This is a genomic window from Streptomyces sp. NPDC104202, assembly GCF_055584185.1.
Map to the genome: position 1 here is coordinate 1 of NZ_JBVJMN010000050.1, position 15891 is coordinate 15891.

Sequence of the window (15891 nt, forward strand, 5' to 3'; positions counted from 1 at the left end):
GTACGAGCACTTCCACCCGGCACACCGAGAGCACGCACCAGACGCCGCAGGGCCGCCCTTCGGGCAACGAGGGGATTTTGACGACAGGCCCTAGGCGAACACGGCGGCCCAGGTGGCCGGCCCGACGACACCGTCGACGGTCAGCGCCTTGCGCGACTGGAAACTGCGGCAGGCCGTGTCGGAGCCCTGCCCGTACTGGCCGTCCACGGTCAGGGAGTAGCCGTGCGCGCTGTTCATCCGGAACTGCCAGGTCGCCACGCTCGCGTGCACGAAGCTCGGGGGCTGGCGGAAGCTGACCCCGGGATAGGGAAGGGGTCCGCCCCCCGGGTTGACCGCGCCGCTGAGGACGTGGGAGTACAGGTTGCCCGGGCAGCCGGTCGAGTGGTGGTCGCGATGACCGGTGATGGCCGGCGCGGCACCACCCGACACGCGCAGACGGTCGACTCCGTAACGGATGGCGTCGATCAGAGCCGGGGTGATCACGTCGTAGTCGCCGCTGGTCCCGCCCGTCAGGGCGCAGACCGCGTACCAGTCGTCATTGCCCTGGGTGGTGCCCTGGGCAGCGGTGCGCACGTTCTCGCCGCGCCCTTCGAAGAGGGAGCCGTGGACGCAGGCCAGGTGGCTGTAGGCGATGTCGGACCAGCCGTTCGAGTCCATGTGGAAGTTCTGGATGGCGCGTACCTGGGCCGCGCAGTCGGCGTGGTGGGCCTCTGCCACCTTGACGGCGTCGACGTGGTGGACGACCACGCCGCCTTGCTCCGGGGTGATGGTGCCGCTGACGTCCCGGGGAGCCCGGGCGCCCCACTGCGCGCGCGTGACGAACGTGGCCATCAGATCCTGCCTCCTCGGCCCACGGCGCACTCGACGGCGGCGTTCAACGGTTCGGCATGGGCGTTGCGGGCAGCTGCGGAGCCGTACACCGCGCCGCTTTGACGGGGATGGGTGACGAAGGGATTCTTGTCGCTCTTCGCCGGAGTGCCGGAAGCGCGGGCGGTTCCGGCGTGGATGAGGGGCAGCGCGAGTGCGCTGCCGACCGCCGCAAGCAGTGCGGCGCGGCGCGAGGGTCTTCTGGTCAACGGTCCTCCTGCTGGAGTGGGTGATCGTGGTGGTTCGGGTCGAGGGGCTCGCTGCGGGTGTGCCGGGCCCGTCACATCCCTGGTGCCGTCCGCCCGCCGCCGGACGGCGTGTCCGACGGCGAGCGGGCGTGCAGCGCCGGCCGGGCAGGCCGAGGACCTGCCCCACCGTGTCCGGAGCGGACGGAAGAGGTTGTCAGCAGCCGCCGCAGTTGTAGAAGGTCACGTCCCAGTGGTTGCCCTCGTCGGCGTACACGTTGCCGGCGCCGGACTGCCACTGCGGGGCACCGTCTCCGCGAAGGCCGATGTAGGTGAAGTTGTCCTGGATGTAGGTGGCCAGGCACTTGGCTTTGCCGAAGTCGAGCTTGTAGCCGTTCCAGTGGGAGTACGTGCCGCTCGCGTGGCCGGTCTCGGTGCCGCCGGTGATGTTGAGGGAGCAGCCGCTGGCGCTCTTGAGGGTCTGGGCGCCCTGGGCGGTGGCGAGGTTGAGCTGCTCGAACGACGTACAGGTGGGGTTGTTCCGGTCGGAGCAGTTTCCGGACGAGGACCAGGTGATCCCGGAAGCGCTGAACATCGAAGTGGCGGTGGCGTGGCTGATCTTGGTGACGGCGTAGGCGTCGCCCGTGCCGGTGAGGACGCCGACGCCGGGGGCGAACAGGGCGCCGGTGACGAGCGCCAGTGCGGTGATGACGGACCGGATTCTCATGCTGCGTCTCCTGGATGAGAGGTGGGTGGAACGACCCTGCACGCGCGGATGACGCGTATGAAGGGCGGATCTGGGGCCCGGCGAACCCGGCCGTGGGACGTCACTGCTCTTCGCCCCCGGGGGCCCTGGGCGAAGGGGGACGAGGGCGACGCGGAGGGGGGATGGGTGCTTCGCCCGGAGATCAGGGCGTGAGGCGTTCGTCGCCGCCGTTCGTGTACGCGCGCGGAACGCGCGTCCCGATCCGGGTGACGATTTCGTACACGATGGTGCCGGCCGCCTCCGCCCAGTCCTGGGCCGTCGGTTCGCCCCGGCTTCCCGGCCCGAACAGGACGGCTTGCGTGCCCGGCTCCGGTTCGTCGCCGCCGAGGTCGACCATGAACTGATCCATGGCGACCTGCCCGGCTACCCGGCGGACGCCGTCCCCGACGAGGACGGGGCCCCGGCCCGAGGCGTGCCGGGGGATTCCGTCCGCGTACCCCAGGGGGATCAGTCCGACGGTCGTTTCGTCCTCGGTGACGTGGTGCTGTCCGTACGAGACGCCGTGGCCGGCCGGCAGGCCCTTCACCAGGGCCACGCTCGCTCGCAGCGACATCGCCGGCCGCAGGCCGAGTCGGGCGGGGGTGCCGATCTCGGAGCTCGGCGAGAGCCCGTACATGGCGATGCCCGTCCGGACCAGGTCGAAGTGGGTCTCGGGGAGGGTGAGAGTCGCCGGCGAGTTGGCGATGTGCCGGATCTCGGGCTCGACCCCTGCCTTCTCCGCCTGCTCGATCAGCGAGCGGAAGACGTCCACCTGCACGGCGTTCAGGGGGTGGCCGGGTACGTCCGCACAGGCCAGGTGGGACCAGAGGCCGGTGACCTTGACCAAGCCGTCCCCCTCTGCCGCGAGTGCCTCGCCGATGAGCCGGGGCCAATCGGCGGGCCGGCAGCCGTTGCGGCCGAGCCCCGTGTCCGCCTTGAGCTGGATGCGGGCGGTCTTCCCCGTGGCCCGAGCGGCCGCGCACACCTCTTCGAGGGCCCACATGTCGCTCACCGACATGTCGAGTCCGGCCTCGATACCCTGGTCCCACGGATCGCCGGGGGTCCACAGCCAGCACAGGAGCGGTACGTCGGTGATACCCGCCGCCCGCAGCGCGAGTGCCTCGTGAGGCGTGGCCGTGCCCAGCCAGGAGGCGCCCGCGGTGAGCGCCGCCTGTGCGCAGCGGACGGCGCCGTGACCGTAGCCGTCGGCTTTGACCACCGCCATCAGCTGGACATGGGCGGCGATGCGGGCGCGCAGTGCCCGGACGTTGTGCCGCAGCGCGCCGAGGTCGATCTCTGCTCTGGCTCGGCGGAGCGATGAGGTTTCCATGCTCACGGGATCTTTCCTTCGGGGAACGTCCTGTGCGGACATGCCGTGCGCGTGCCCGGCGAGGTCGGTAGGCGCCCGCCACGTCGAGGGTGTGGAGTGAGCGGAGTGATCGCTGCCCGGCGTTCGCGCGTGGTCAGGAGGTGCAGCCGGAGGACGGGAGGGTCCACGGAGACGGCGGGGTGAGACCGTCGTACAGGGCGATCAGCAGTTGCTGGGGGCAGACGGACGTGCCCTGCCGGAAGATGCCGAAGTGGAGGTGGGGGCCGGTGGAGTTGCCTGTGGTGCCGGTGTGGGCGATCAGCTGACCGGTGGTCACGCGGGTTCCGTCGTTCACGCTGCGGCTGTCGAGGTGGCAGTACTGGTAACTGACGCCGTCATCGCCGTCGATCGCCACGCCCAGGCCGCAGGAGTCGTCGAGTCCGCCGTTGAGGCGTGCGGTGCCGGAGGTGACGGCGTACGCGGGGGTTCCCGTCTCGACCGCGATGTCACTGGCCGGGTAGTCATGATGGGGCCACAGGAGGCTTTCCCGACCGTCGAAGACGGCGGTACGGGGGATGACGAAGGCGTAGGTGCCCACGGGGCCGGAGCTGGGCGGCGAGCCGAGCAGGTGCTGCCAGGTGGTGGGGCCCACGGTCGTTCCACCGGTGAGCTGGTGTCGGGCCTTGTAGTCCTGGACGGCGGCGCTCGTCCGCTCCCCGAAGGCGCCGTCGGCCGCGATGTCGTATCCGTGCTTGCGGAGTTGGAACTGCAGGGCGCGAACGGCGTCCGCCTGGGTCGAGCCGGGGGCGACGGTGACCACCAGCCTGCCCCAGGTGACCGGCCCGACGATGCCGTCGGCGGCGAGTCCCTGGCTCTGCTGGTAGGAGATCACGGCGCTTCTGGTCTGTGCGTCGAACTCCGCGTTGGCCGTGACGCTTCTCCCCTGCTGGCGCAGGAGGAACTGCAGGCCGGCCACGTCGTCCCCGGTCGCCCCCTTCTGCAGCAGGGGCCAGTCCGGAACGGCCGCGTGGGCCGGGGCGGACAACAGTCCGAGGAGGAGCAGGGCGATGAGCGTGGTGATCACCGCTCGTATGTCCCTGTGACGGGAACTGCGCCTGCCGGAGACGGCGGGTGCCGAGACCATGGACGGTCCTCTCTGCTCGTACGGTTGCCGACTCCGCTGCCCGCGGGGGGAGATGGGTTCCCTGGGAGGGCGAAGTCGTGGCCGCTCGCTGGGAGCGTGGCCGACAGGCCCCCCCTCCAGGTCGAGACGATCATGGACCGCTACCTGGAGCTGCTGCACCCCGGCGGCACCCTGACCTACTTCTCCTACCTCGGCACCCGGCCGGCCCGCTCGCTGCTCGCGTCCCGGGCGCAGGCGCGCCGCCACCGGGCGGTGGAAGAGGTGCTCCGCGGTTACCAGCGCCGGTACGCCACGGGATGCTGGACGGTCTGGGCGAACCTTCCCCCCGCCAGGGTCTGGCAGCTCACCCTTCCGGCACCCGGGAATCCCGGCGCCCGGCACACCGTCTGGAAAGCCGACCGGTGAACACGCTGACCACCGTCCTCGGCCACGTTCCGCCGGCGGGAGCGTACGTGATCGTGGTCCTGGCGGTCCTGGCCGAGTCGGTCCTGCTCATCGGCGCCTTCGTCCCCACCTTGACCCTGCTCCTCACGGCGGGCGCGCTGGCCCGCACCGGTCAGCTCAGCCTCCCGCTGCTGGTCGCGACGGCCGCCTGCGCGGTGGTCGCGGGTGACTTCCTCGGCCACCGCACGGGCCGCGCGCTCGGCCCCCGCCTGCGCACCGGCCGCCTGGGCCGCCGCCTGCCCGACGCCGCATGGCGGCGCACCGAAGCGCTGATGGCCCGTCGCGGCGGCCAGGCCGTCCTGATCTCCCGCTTCCTGCCGCTGATCCGCACCCTCGTTCCCCACCTCGCCGGCGCCACCCGCGTGCCCTATCACCGCATCGCCCCCTACAGCCTCGCCGCCGCTCCGCTGTGGGCCGGCCTCGAAGCGGGGACCGGATTCGCGGCCACCGCGTCCCTCCAGCACGCCCTCGCCCTCGGCGGCCCGGCCCTCGCCGCTGCCGCGGTCGCGCTGGCGGCCGTCCTGGGCTGGGTCAAACTGCGCCACCGCGGCCGGAGCGGCACGCCGTCACCTGCTGCGCGCCGGTGGCGGGCCGGCCCTTCTTCCGTAGCCGCTCCGGAAGGCCGATGCTCGACGGCCTCGCCGCGGGGGAGTCAGGGGCGCTTTCGAGGTTGAGCTGCTCGAAGGAGTGCGGGTGGGGCCGGTTCGGTCGATGCAGTTGCCGGATCGAGGTGACCGGGCGTCCAGGTCCTGTCGTTGCGTGTCACACGGACGGACAGTGCGGGTCCGTGACACGATCCGGCGCGCGGGCTTCGATCCCCGCCACGTCCGGACGATCCGTCAGGATGGAGGCGATGCCGTACGGAACCTCGAGCCGGGACGGGATCTGTCGCGGCGGGCGGCGCCGTTGTCCACCGCGGTCGCGGTGGCCATCGTGGGGTCAGGGGCAGGGGGATGCCAGAGCGGGCCGCCGATGCGAGGGGAAGGACCGGGGTTGATGTCCGCACGACCGAAAGGAGCCGTGATGCTGCGGTGTGACGTGGCCGTCCTCGGTGGCGGAGCAGCCGGCCTGTCACTGGCCTGGCGTCTGCTCGTTCCGCCGTCCGGCGCGGCTGTCCCGGAGGTCGTCCTGATCGACGCACCTCCGGGCCCTCTCAGCCCGCCCCCACGAACCTGGTGCTACTGGGAGAACGGCCCCGGCCCGTACGACGCCTGGCTGACGTCCTCATGGGGCCGGGTGAGACTGCACGAGGCCGGCGGGCGCTCCTTCCACCGCGACCTGGGAGAGCTGCGCTACAAGATGCTGACCTCGGAGTCCTTCTCCCGGGGACTGCGCCCGCTCCTGCGCGGGCTGCGCAGGCTCGAGGCCACCGCCGGCGACGTCGACGACCGGCCCGACGGCGTCACGGTCACGTGCCGGTCCGCTGACGGGGGCGCACTCCGCGTCCACGCCCGCTGGGTCTTCGACACCCGCCCTCCGAGCGCGGAGCCGGACGCCCGCGTTCGTCTCCTCCAGCACTTCAAGGGCTGGTTCCTGCGAACCGAACGGCCCGCCTTCCTGCCGGAGGCCGTCGACATCATGGACTTCCGAACGCCGCAACCCCCGCGTGGTCTCTCCTTCGGCTACGTGCTGCCGCTCTCCCGGCACGAAGCCCTCGTCGAATACACGGAGTTCGGCCGGGAGGCACTGTCCGACGAGGAGTACGACGCAGCCCTGCGCCACTACACCGGATCCGTCCTCGGTCTGGGCGCCTTCGAGGTGCGTGCGGTGGAACAGGGGCGCATCCCGATGACGGACGCCCGTTTCCCGCGGCGGGCGGGGCTGAGCACCTTCCGCCTCGGGGGCGCCGGGGGAGCGGTGCGGCCCTCCACCGGATACGCCTTCGCCGCCATCCAGCGGCAGACGCGCGCCGTGGCCGCCCTCGTGCACGCGGGCCGCGAACCCCTCCCGCCCGCCGCCTACCCCCGGCGCGCCCTCACGATGGACGCGATTCTCCTCCGCGGCATCGACACCGGAAGGATCTCCGGGCCCGACTTCTTCGCCCGCCTGTTCGACGAGGTCCCCGTCGACCGGCTCCTGCGATTCCTCGACGGCGGGACACGCCTGTCAGAGGAGCTTCGCATCGGCCTGCACACTCCCGTTGGTCCCATGCTCCGTACGACCGCGGAGCTGCCCTTCCTCCCCCGCCGACACTGAACCGGCGACCCTCGTCACGAGAGCGAGCCCACGCGATGCGATCCTCCCGCCACGTCCGTGCCTCACGCGGCCGCGACCGCCGAGCGGTCGTCGTGCCCGCCCCGCCGGGCCTCCTCCGGACGGGGCCCGGCCCACGGCCCTCGTGCGCCGTCGTCGGCGGCGGCATCGCCGGGATCGCGGCGGCCACGATCCTCGCCGAGCGCGGAGTCGACGTCACCCTCTACGAGCGACAGCCAGCTCTGGGCGGCCGCCTGGCCGGCTGGCCGGACCGGCTGAACGACGGTTCGGACGTGACGATGAGCCGCGGATTCCACGCCTTCTTCCGGCAGTACTACAACCTGCGCGGACTGCTGCGTCGTATCGACCCCTCCCTGCAACTCCTGACCGGCCTGCCCGACTACCCGCTACAGCACGGCTCCGGCCTCCACGACAGCTTCGCGCGCGTGCCCCGCACCCCTCCCTGGAGCGCCCTCGGCTTCGTCGCTCTCAGCCCGAGCTTCGGCTGGCGCGACCTCAGGCGGATGAACGCGCCGGCCGCGCTTCCCCTGCTCGACGTCCGCGTCGCCGACGTCTACCGGCGGTACGACGCCGTCAGCGCAACTGACTTCCTTGACGACATCCGCTTCCCGCCCGCCGCGCAACACCTCGCTTTCGAGGTCTTCTCCCGCAGCTTCTTCGCCGACCCCGGGGACCTGTCCGCCGCGGAGCTCGTACTGATGTTCCACATCTATTTCCTGGGCTCCTCCGAGGGCCTGCTCTTCGACGTGCCGAACGAGCCCTACCCCCAGGCACTGTGGAACCCTCTCGCGGCCTATCTCCGCGGACACGGCGTCCGCATCCTGACCGACACTGCTGTCAGGGAGATCGTCCCGGCCCCCGGCGGCGGCCACACGGTCTCCTCCACCCACGGTTCCCGGCACGCCGACGCCCTCGTGCTCGCCGCCGACACCGCTGGGCTCCAAGCGCTCGCCGCGGCGTCCCCGGCCCTGTGCGACGAGTCCTGGCGCGCCGGGGTGAGCGCGCTTCGTACCGCGCCGCCCTTCCTCGTGTCCCGATTGTGGCTGGACAGGCCCGTGCGCCCGGAACGCCCCGGCTTCCTCGGCACCAGCGGATACGGCCCCCTCGACAACATCAGCGTGCTCGACCGCTGGGAGGGGGAAGCCGCTCGCTGGGCCGCCCGCACCGGCGGTTCCGTCGTCGAACTGCACGCCTACGCGCTCGACCGGTCGACCGATCCCCACACGCTGTCCCGCGAGCTGGTGGCCCAGCTGCGCCGCGCCTGGCCGGAGACCCGCGCCGCGGTCATCATCGACGAGCGGCACGAGGTCCGTTCGGACTGCCCGCTCTTCGAAGTCGGCGCCCACCGGAACCGTCCCACCGTCCACACCTGCGACCCGACGGTCACGGTCGCCGGCGACCTGGTCCGCACCGAGTATCCCGTGGCCCTCATGGAACGGGCGGCGACCACGGGGTTCCTCGCGGCCAACGCCCACCTCCGCCGGTGGGGCCTGCGCGGCCAGACGCTGTGGACCGTTCCCACCGCAGGGCGGTCGGCCGCGCTGCGGCTCCTCGCACGCGCGGCTCCGGCATCCACGCCATGAGGCACCGGCGCCGACCGCGAGCTACCGACCGGGGAACCGGCCGGAGCTCCGAAGCCGCCACCGGCGCTCCGCGTACGCCAGATCGTCGCGCCACAGGCGCCCCGCCGCGGACCGCATCACCGGCCGCAGCAGGGGCGCCATGGCCCTGACCGCCGCGAAGTGCGGACGGTCGGACGCCGCCAGGACGGCCTCGACCACCGCGGTGCGAGGGCGCCCGGCTCCGGCGGGCGTCAACGGCGTGGCGTGCGTCTCGACCACGGAGCCGGCACCCTCGCCCTCCGTGATCCGCATGGTGACGGTACGGGGTTCCGGCGCGGTGAAGGCAGCGGTCACCGGCACCACGGCGCGGCCCACCACCTTGAACGACACCCGCACGACCAGTGCGTCCTCGGCTCCCTCGTCGTCGTCCGACGGGGCGGAGAGCACCTCCAGGTCGACGAAGGAGTAGGGGTGGAGCCACGCGCCGTGCCAGGGATCGAGCCGGTTGGCGACGACGTCCTCCGGCTCGCAGCGGCCGAAACCGGTGTAGACGGCGGCGATTGCCGCCCCGTCCGCCGGTCGGGGCGGCATCACCGGTCGCGACGTCGGTTCCTCGCCCCCCACGCCGTCCAGCCGCACCCAGACGAGGACGCCGTCGTCGTACACCGGCCATGGCTCCCAGCCGGCGAAGGACGAGCCGTCCAGCGCCAGACCGTGCCAGCGGCAGATCAGGGTCCCGCATCGGACCACACCGTCCTTCAGAGCGGCCCCGAGGTGCGGACAGACCCCGGAGCCCGCGCGCACCTCTCCCCGGGCGTCGCGCCAGAGCACCACCTCGACGCCTGCCACGTTCCTCCCCGTGGGGCGATCCGCCCGGATGTCCCCGCTCGCCCCCACGACGTACCAGTTGCCCGAGGGCCGGGACCCCGCCCGCTTCAGAGCGGCGGCGATCGCCGCCGGACGGGCCTGCCGCCACGTGGCGCGCTGGCTCTCCCAGGACACCGCCTCGCGCCGAAAGCTCAGGGGCAGTCGACCAGGCTCGCGTCGCCCGTGCCGTTCCGTCACCTCACGTCCTCTCCCGCACGTTCGTGCTCTCGTCCCGGCCCGGGCGAGTCCGCGCCCGCGCGCCGCGGGCCTCGGGGCCGCCTCCGACCGACGGGGCGGCGCTTCGCCGTCCGGCACGCGCCACCCAGGCCCTGGCGAGGCCGGGCAGCGCGATCGACGCCCGTCTGCGCGTGCCGACGACGGCGCGTCGGTGCACCACCGGATATCCCTCCTTCTCGATCACCGTGAGGATGTCCCGGTACAGGACGAAAGCCGTGCGCACACACGGGGAGGACCCGGGCTCCAACAGAGCGATCCCCGGCTCCGCCTTCCGGTACACACCCCGTGTGAGGGCCGCCGCGGCGCGCAGCGCGTCGGTGATCCGACGGTCGTGGCACCCGGTCCGTCTGCTCCACCGCAGCAGTTCGCCGTCCACCCCGGACGCCGCCAGCAGGTCGGCCGGCAGGTAGACCCGGCCCCGGTCCAGATCCTCTCCGACGTCGCGGAGGAAGTTCGTCAGCTGGAAGGCGACCCCCAGCGCGGCCGCGTACGGCTCCGCCTGTTCCCGCGGAACGACGGTCCCGAGCACCGGCACCATCTGCAGCCCGATCACCGCGGCCGACCCGTGCATGTACGCGCGCAGATCGGCGTAGGTCGCGTACTCCCTGACGAACAGGTCGCTGCGCATGGAGGCGAGGAAGTCGTCGAAGTACCGCGCGGGGATGCCGAGGCGCTCCCGCGTGTGGGCCGCCGCGATCACGGTGGGGTCCGTCACCGCCCGTCCGCGCAGCGCCTGGCGCCACTCGACCTCAAGGACGTCCAGCGCGGCCGCGCGCTGCTCCGCGGTGGCGGCGGCGTTCTCGTCGACGATGTCGTCCGCGCGGCGGGCGAATCCGTACAGCGCGTGGACCGCGCTCCTGCGATCCAGCGGCAGCAGCCGCGTGGCGAGGAAGTACGTGCGTCCATGACGCGCGTTCAACCGACGGCACTCGGCGTAAGCGGCCCGCAGCACGGGGTCGTGCACCCCGATGGCGTCCAGTTCGCGAGATGTCACGACGCCCCCAGCCTGCCGCGCGTGACAGCAGGCACCGGGCGACGCCGTGCGGCCGGGGGAGGTCCCGTGATGCGACGGGCGGCCAGCTTTCCCGAGATGAGCACAGGCGGCACGCCGACCCCGGGCGTGGTGCCGCAGCCCGCGAGGACCACGTTCTCCGTGCCCCGCACCAGGTTGCGCGGGCGGAACGGCCCTGTCTGGGCGAACGTGTGGGCGACCGAGAAGGGGGTGCCCGCGCTGTGACCCATGGCGGTCCAGTCGGCAGGGGTCACCAGGCATTCGGCGTCGATCGCGTCGCCGAAGCCTTCCAGTCCCCGCCGCTCGAGCTCACCGACCAGCGAATCCCGGTACGCCGTGCCGAGCTCGCCCCAATGCAGCGGGCTCGGCCCGATGTCGGTGTTCGGACACGGAGCCAGGACGTAATGGAGGTGCCGGCCGGGCGGAGCCAGCGAGGGGTCCGTGGCCGTGGGCCGGGTGACGAGCAGCGAGGGGTCGGTCATCAGCTTCCCCGTACGGGTGATCTCCTCGAACGTGCGCGACCAGGCCGCGCCGAAGAACAGTGTGTGATGGGCGAGTACGGGCCAGGTACGGTCCGTTCCCGCGTGGAGGATCACGGCGCTGGGGGAGTGGCGGGTCCGTAGCACCCGCCGCGGCGCGCGGCCCAGGAGCCGGTAGGCATGGGGGAGCTCCGTGGTCAGCACCACCGCGTCGCACGCGATCCGCCCGTGCTCCGTCAGGACACCGGTCACCCGTGCCCCGGACCGTTCCAGTGCCTCGACGCGCTCCGCGTACCGGAGGTCGGCCCCGGCCCGCCGGGCGGCTTCGGCCATCGCCACGGGCACGGCGTGCATCCCGCCGCGGGGGAAGTAGACGCCCGCCACGGTGTCCATGTACGCGATCACCGCGTAGGCCGCCATCGCCCGCGACGGCGGCACACCCGCGTAGAGGGCCTGAAAGGAGAACACCCGCTGAAGGCGTTCGTCCTCCAGGAAGGACCCGATCGCGCGGTCCAGACGTCCCAGCCCGCCCAGTGCCGCGAGCCGGGCCAGGTCGGGATGGAGCAGCTGCGCCGGAGAGTCGAAGTTCGCTCCGATGAAACGCTGTTCCTGCACCGCGTAGAGCCGGCCCAGCCAGGAGCGCAGCCTGAGATAGCCGTCGGCCTCGCGTGCCCCTGCGAACCGTTCCACCTCGGCCGCCATCGCGGAAGCCTCCGTATGGACGTCGACACCACTCCCGTCCCGGAACAGCGCCCGGTACGCCGGGTGGAGCGGGACGAGCTCGACCCGCTCGCGCAGCGAGTCCCCCACAGCCGCGAACGCCTCGTCGAGGAGAGCAGGCATCGTGAGAACGGTCGGCCCCGTGTCCACCCGGAAACCGTCCAGGTCAAGGCGCCCGGCCCGTCCGCCGGGCGCGGTGTCCCGCTCGACGACCGTCACCTTCCGTCCGGCGCCGAGCAGATGGAGCGCTGCCGACAGACCGGCGAATCCCGCGCCCACCACGACCACGTGATCCGTCCTCCCCGGCACGCCCTTCATCGCACCCCCTCCGTCACCGGAGCGGAGGACCGCTGCACCCGCTCGTGCAGGCCGGTGTCCCGCGCACCGGTACGCGCGCGCGAGGTGAGACCCGCCGGTGTACGGCCGCATGCCTCGAGGAGGATCCGCTCCAGATGTTCAGCCGGCCCGGGGACCAGGGCCGCCCGCCGCAGGGCCTCGACGGCCCGGGCGCACAGGGCGTCCACACGCGCGGTGACGTGCCCGAGCGCCCCCAGCGCGTCGAGCAGGTCCCGTACACGGCATCGATCGTCGTCCGTGGCGTAAGGGGAGCCGACGACGGTCTCCAGCAGCCGCAGCCCCGCGGTGTCGCCCCTGCGGACGCACAGCGTCCTTCCCACGGCCAGGAGGTAGGTCGCCTTCCCTTCGCGCAGGTCCTCGCCGGCGGGTTTGCCGGTGCGGGCCGGATCGCCGAAGACTCCCTGCAGGTCGTTCTCCAGCTGGAACGCGATCCCGGCGCACATACCCGCCCGCCGCAGCTCCTTGACCGCCCCCTCCCCGGCTCCCGCCAGCCGAGCCCCCAGCAGGAGGGGATGCACCGCCGAGTAGCAGGCCGTCTTCAGGACAGCTGTCCGCAGGGCGAGCCCGCGAGAGCGCGCCCCGGTCACCTGTGCGCGCACGTCCAGGTACTGCCCCGCGACCATCTCGGTCCGCATCGCCCGCCACTGTGCGCCCAGCCCGGCCGAGTGCGGGGTCCTCAGCAGCGCCTCCATGAACACGTCGTCCGCCCAGGCCAGGGCCAGATCCCCGGCGAGCACCGCGGCCGACCTGCCGAATCCCGTTCCAGAGCCGGCACGCCCCTCCGTCCGGTACTGGCGGTCGAGCGCGACATGGACGGCGGGTTCACCTCGGCGGGTGAGGGAACCGTCCATGACGTCGTCGTGGATCAGCGCGCACGTCTGGACGAGCTCGATGGCCGCCGCCGCGCGGATCGTCGCGTCGGCCGCCTCGTCGCCCTCGCCGCCGACCGCACGCATGGCCCACCACAGCAACCGGGACCTGCGGCGGTGGCCACCCGTCGTGAAGGCGGCCACCCGTCGCGCGATGTCCGAGGCGAAGGGCCCCTCGATGGCCTGAGCCTCCTGGACACGTTCTCTGAGCAGGTCGTCAAGGACGAGATCCAGGACCGCGGTGACGTCCCGGTCGATCGTGGAGGGATGGAGCGTCTGCATGTGGATTCCCTTGCTGCCGTGTGCCGGGCAGTGCGGTACGTGGGGAGTTCGGTATCTCAGTGCCCCGCAGATGCAGCGGCGCAGCAGACCTTGGGCCACATGGACCTGTCTCGTTCCGCCACGGCCCCCGCCGGCACGGCACGGCGCGTCCGTTGGCCTCGGCCGTGTAGGTGCGGCAGGCTGGGCGACCGAGCGAGGGAAGGCCATGGACATGCTGCGTGACAGGGAACTCGCCGCCGCGTTCGACCACGCGTCGTCGTCCTACGACCTCATGACGTCCGCCAGCCCGGGTTATGCCGCGCACCTGCGCCGGTCCGCCCGCCGTCTCGGTCTTCCCGCCCGGGGAGCCGGACTGACGGTTCTCGACCTGGGATGCGGCACGGGCACGTCCACGAAGGCCCTTCTGCGTGCCGCACCCTTGGCCACCGTCATCGGGGTCGACGCCTCCGCCGGCATGCTCGCGCGTGCCCAGGCCAAGCCCTGGCCGGCGACGGTGTCCTTCGTCCATGCCCCGGTCGAGGACATGTCAGAGGTCGACGCGAGAGGCCCGTACGACGCCGTCTTCGCGGCCTACCTGCTGCGCAACGTGGCCGACCCCACGGCCGTGCTCACCGCCGTGCACCGACTTCTCCGGCCCGGCGGCAGGCTCTCCGTCCACGAATACTGCCTCGCCGGCCGGCCGTCCGACCGGCTCGTCTGGAAGACCGTCGTCAACGGCTTCGTGCGTCCCTGGGCACGACTCCACGGGGACGCCGACCTCTACCGGCACCTCTACCGCAGCGTGCTGGAGTTCGACTCGGCGCACGCCTTCACCGACCGGCTGCGACGCGCGGGCTTCACCCGCGTACGCTGCCTGCCCCAGCCCGGATGGCAGGCGGGCATCACCCACACATTCGTCGCCGAGCGCCCTCGACACGCTCACGCCGAGCTCGACGGGGGCGGCAGCTCCGGATAGGCGCGCCGGGTGACCCGGCTGCGCCGGAGCGGGCTCGTCAGGCCGAGGACCGCTCCGCCCGCCCCCTCCTATCTCGGGCACACGGACCCCGAAGAGTCATCGTCGCGACCGGCCGAACCTGCGGCCCCGCCGGCCCGACTTCGGACCGTCGTCGGCCTCCGGAGCAGCCACCTCCACGAGTTGCGCCACGGAGACCCGGAAGTCGGCGGAGCTGTGACCGTGACCGTCTCGGAAGAGAACGCGCAGAGCGCCGCCCGGCGCGCGGTAGATCTCACGCGTGTGATCACGCGCGAAGCCGTAGCGGCCGTGTGTCCGGGCCACCTCCAGAGCAAGCTCCCCTGCGACGCCGGCATCCTCGCCCGCCGCGATCGTCCTGGCCACCCGGTAGTCGAAGTCCCCGCCGACCGACTCGGACTGCTCGATGAGCACGAACCACTCCGTGGCCACCATCATTGCCTCCCCCTCCTCGACGCCTCAGGCGATCAGAGCCCAAGCCTCATCGCTCCCGGCCCCGTCGGAGCCCTTCCTCGCCGAGCCCGGGGCCTGCTCAGGCACGCCCCTGCACCCATCAGCGCCGCGGAGCCGAGCCCCGCACAGCCGAACTGACAGCGGACGTAGAAATTTGAAGCATCGGGTGAAACCGATCGGTGCGACCCGGCGGAATGCCTCACCACACACAGGGTTCGAGATCTTCTCGACCGGATGATGGGGATGATCGCCATGAACGCTCGTTCTGCTGGTGCGGTTCTCACGGCCGCCGTGGCCGTCGCGCTGTCCGCCACCGCCGTCGCTCCCGCGTTCGCTCAGCCGCAGGCCGCCGAGGGGCAGGCGACGGTGTCGGTGCTGCACGCCGTTCCCGGGCTGACCGTGGACGTGTACGCGGGTGACAAGGAACTGCTCCCCGACTTCGCCCCGGGCACGCTCACCGAGCCGCTGAAGCTCGACGCCGGCTCCTACGACATCAAGGTCTTCAAGGACGGTGAAGGGCCCAAGGGCACACCGGCCATCGAGAAGACGGTCGAGGTGCCCGCCGGAGCCAACGCCACGCTGGTGGCGCACCTGACCGCCGACGGAAAGCCCGCGCTCGACGCGTTCGTCAACGACACCTCCAAGGTCCCCGCCGGCAAGGCCAGGCTCACCGTCCGCCACGTGGCCGCAGCCCCCGCCGTGGACGTCCGCGCCGGAGGAACCGCGGTCTTCCAGGGCCTGGAGAACCCCAATGAGGCGAAGGGCGAGGTCGCGGCCGGTACCGTGTCGGCCGACGTGGTCCTCGCCGGCACCGACACCGTCGCGATCGGCCCGGCCGACCTGGACCTTGCCGAAGGCAGCAACACCATCGTCTACGCCTGGGGCAGCGCCGCCGACAAGAACCTCGCGCTCAAGACCCAGACCATCACCGGGATGCACAGCGCCCCCCACTCGGTACCCGCCGGCGAGACCGGCCTGGCCGCTGCCGTCGCACACAACCAGGGCCTCACCCTGGGCGCCCTTTCCGCCGGCGCCCTCCTGGCCCTGGGCGCCTCGGGCTACCTGCTGCGCCGCCGGACCGACGCCATCTGAACCACGCCAGCTCGTCCCGAAATCGACTCCCTGTCCGGTGCGATCACCCTGCTCACCCGGTGATCGCACCAGACAGCCCCACG

At 72.3% G+C, this 15891-nt stretch carries 15 protein-coding genes and 1 pseudogene; 6 read left to right on the plus strand and 10 right to left on the minus strand.

The window, feature by feature from the left end; genetic code table 11:
* Window positions 1-90: 90 nt before the first annotated feature.
* The 5 genes from ACZ60W_RS27220 to ACZ60W_RS27240 all read right to left on the minus strand — a co-directional run bounded on the left by ACZ60W_RS27220 (window position 91) and on the right by ACZ60W_RS27240 (window position 4190).
* Window positions 91-831: a peptidoglycan recognition protein family protein gene (locus tag ACZ60W_RS27220; RefSeq protein WP_469758010.1), complete on the minus strand. Its 741-nt coding sequence runs from the start codon at window positions 829-831 to the stop codon at window positions 91-93.
* Window positions 831-1076 carry a hypothetical protein gene (locus ACZ60W_RS27225; protein WP_469758011.1) on the minus strand — a complete coding sequence of 82 codons (246 nt, stop codon included), beginning with the start codon at window positions 1074-1076 and terminating at the stop codon, window positions 831-833. The genes ACZ60W_RS27220 and ACZ60W_RS27225 overlap by 1 nt, the downstream gene beginning before the upstream one ends.
* A gap of 193 nt (window positions 1077-1269) precedes the next feature.
* Window positions 1270-1779, minus strand: coding sequence for a hypothetical protein (locus ACZ60W_RS27230; RefSeq protein ID WP_469758012.1), 510 nt, complete (start codon window positions 1777-1779; stop codon window positions 1270-1272).
* Window positions 1780-1960: 181 nt separating this feature from the next.
* Window positions 1961-3127, minus strand: a complete 1167-nt coding sequence (alr, locus tag ACZ60W_RS27235; RefSeq protein ID WP_469758064.1) for an alanine racemase — start codon at window positions 3125-3127, stop codon at window positions 1961-1963.
* Between the two features lie 133 nt (window positions 3128-3260).
* Complete coding sequence (locus ACZ60W_RS27240) at window positions 3261-4190, minus strand: peptidoglycan-binding protein (protein ID WP_469758013.1); 930 nt, start codon at window positions 4188-4190, stop codon at window positions 3261-3263.
* 171 nt (window positions 4191-4361) lie between these two features.
* Here ACZ60W_RS27240 and ACZ60W_RS27245 point away from each other — a divergent pair.
* From ACZ60W_RS27245 to ACZ60W_RS27260, 4 genes and pseudogenes are all read left to right on the plus strand, one after another.
* A pseudogene (locus ACZ60W_RS27245) lies at window positions 4362-4655 on the plus strand (translation initiation factor IF-2); the annotation flags it as partial.
* Complete coding sequence (locus ACZ60W_RS27250) at window positions 4652-5368, plus strand: DedA family protein (protein WP_469758014.1); 717 nt, start codon at window positions 4652-4654, stop codon at window positions 5366-5368. The pseudogene ACZ60W_RS27245 and the gene ACZ60W_RS27250, both read left to right, overlap by 4 nt.
* Before the next feature lie 349 nt (window positions 5369-5717).
* Window positions 5718-6890 carry a lycopene cyclase family protein gene (locus ACZ60W_RS27255; protein ID WP_469758015.1) on the plus strand — a complete coding sequence of 391 codons (1173 nt, stop codon included), beginning with the start codon at window positions 5718-5720 and terminating at the stop codon, window positions 6888-6890.
* A 35-nt stretch (window positions 6891-6925) separates the two neighbouring features.
* Window positions 6926-8491 carry an FAD-dependent oxidoreductase gene (locus ACZ60W_RS27260; protein ID WP_469758016.1) on the plus strand — a complete coding sequence of 522 codons (1566 nt, stop codon included), beginning with the start codon at window positions 6926-6928 and terminating at the stop codon, window positions 8489-8491.
* Between the two features lie 21 nt (window positions 8492-8512).
* Here ACZ60W_RS27260 and ACZ60W_RS27265 read toward each other — a convergent pair whose 3' ends face one another.
* Genes ACZ60W_RS27265 through ACZ60W_RS27280 form a run of 4 tightly spaced genes read right to left on the minus strand, consistent with a single transcriptional unit; the run spans window position 8513 to window position 13293 of the window.
* Window positions 8513-9535, minus strand: a complete 1023-nt coding sequence (locus ACZ60W_RS27265) for a DUF5914 domain-containing protein (protein WP_469758017.1) — start codon at window positions 9533-9535, stop codon at window positions 8513-8515.
* Window position 9536: 1 nt separating this feature from the next.
* The gene (locus ACZ60W_RS27270) at window positions 9537-10568 is read right to left on the minus strand and encodes a phytoene/squalene synthase family protein (RefSeq protein WP_469758018.1); all 1032 of its coding nucleotides are present in this window, start codon (window positions 10566-10568) and stop codon (window positions 9537-9539) included.
* Complete coding sequence (gene crtI, locus ACZ60W_RS27275; protein ID WP_469758019.1) at window positions 10565-12103, minus strand: phytoene desaturase family protein; 1539 nt, start codon at window positions 12101-12103, stop codon at window positions 10565-10567. Before crtI ends, ACZ60W_RS27270 begins: the two co-directional genes overlap by 4 nt.
* Window positions 12100-13293, minus strand: coding sequence for a polyprenyl synthetase family protein (locus ACZ60W_RS27280; protein WP_469758020.1), 1194 nt, complete (start codon window positions 13291-13293; stop codon window positions 12100-12102). Before ACZ60W_RS27280 ends, crtI begins: the two co-directional genes overlap by 4 nt.
* Before the next feature lie 205 nt (window positions 13294-13498).
* On the opposite strand from ACZ60W_RS27280, the gene ACZ60W_RS27285 reads away from it, so the two are divergent.
* Window positions 13499-14248, plus strand: a complete 750-nt coding sequence (locus ACZ60W_RS27285; protein ID WP_469758021.1) for a class I SAM-dependent methyltransferase — start codon at window positions 13499-13501, stop codon at window positions 14246-14248.
* 96 nt (window positions 14249-14344) lie between these two features.
* On the opposite strand, the gene ACZ60W_RS27290 is transcribed toward ACZ60W_RS27285, so the two are convergent.
* On the minus strand, window positions 14345-14701 hold the full coding sequence (locus tag ACZ60W_RS27290) for a hypothetical protein (protein WP_469758022.1): 357 nt from the start codon (window positions 14699-14701) through the stop codon (window positions 14345-14347).
* Between the two features lie 267 nt (window positions 14702-14968).
* Here ACZ60W_RS27290 and ACZ60W_RS27295 point away from each other — a divergent pair, with 267 nt between their 5' ends.
* Window positions 14969-15808, plus strand: coding sequence for a DUF4397 domain-containing protein (locus tag ACZ60W_RS27295; protein WP_469758023.1), 840 nt, complete (start codon window positions 14969-14971; stop codon window positions 15806-15808).
* The last annotated feature ends 83 nt before the right edge of the window (window positions 15809-15891 follow it).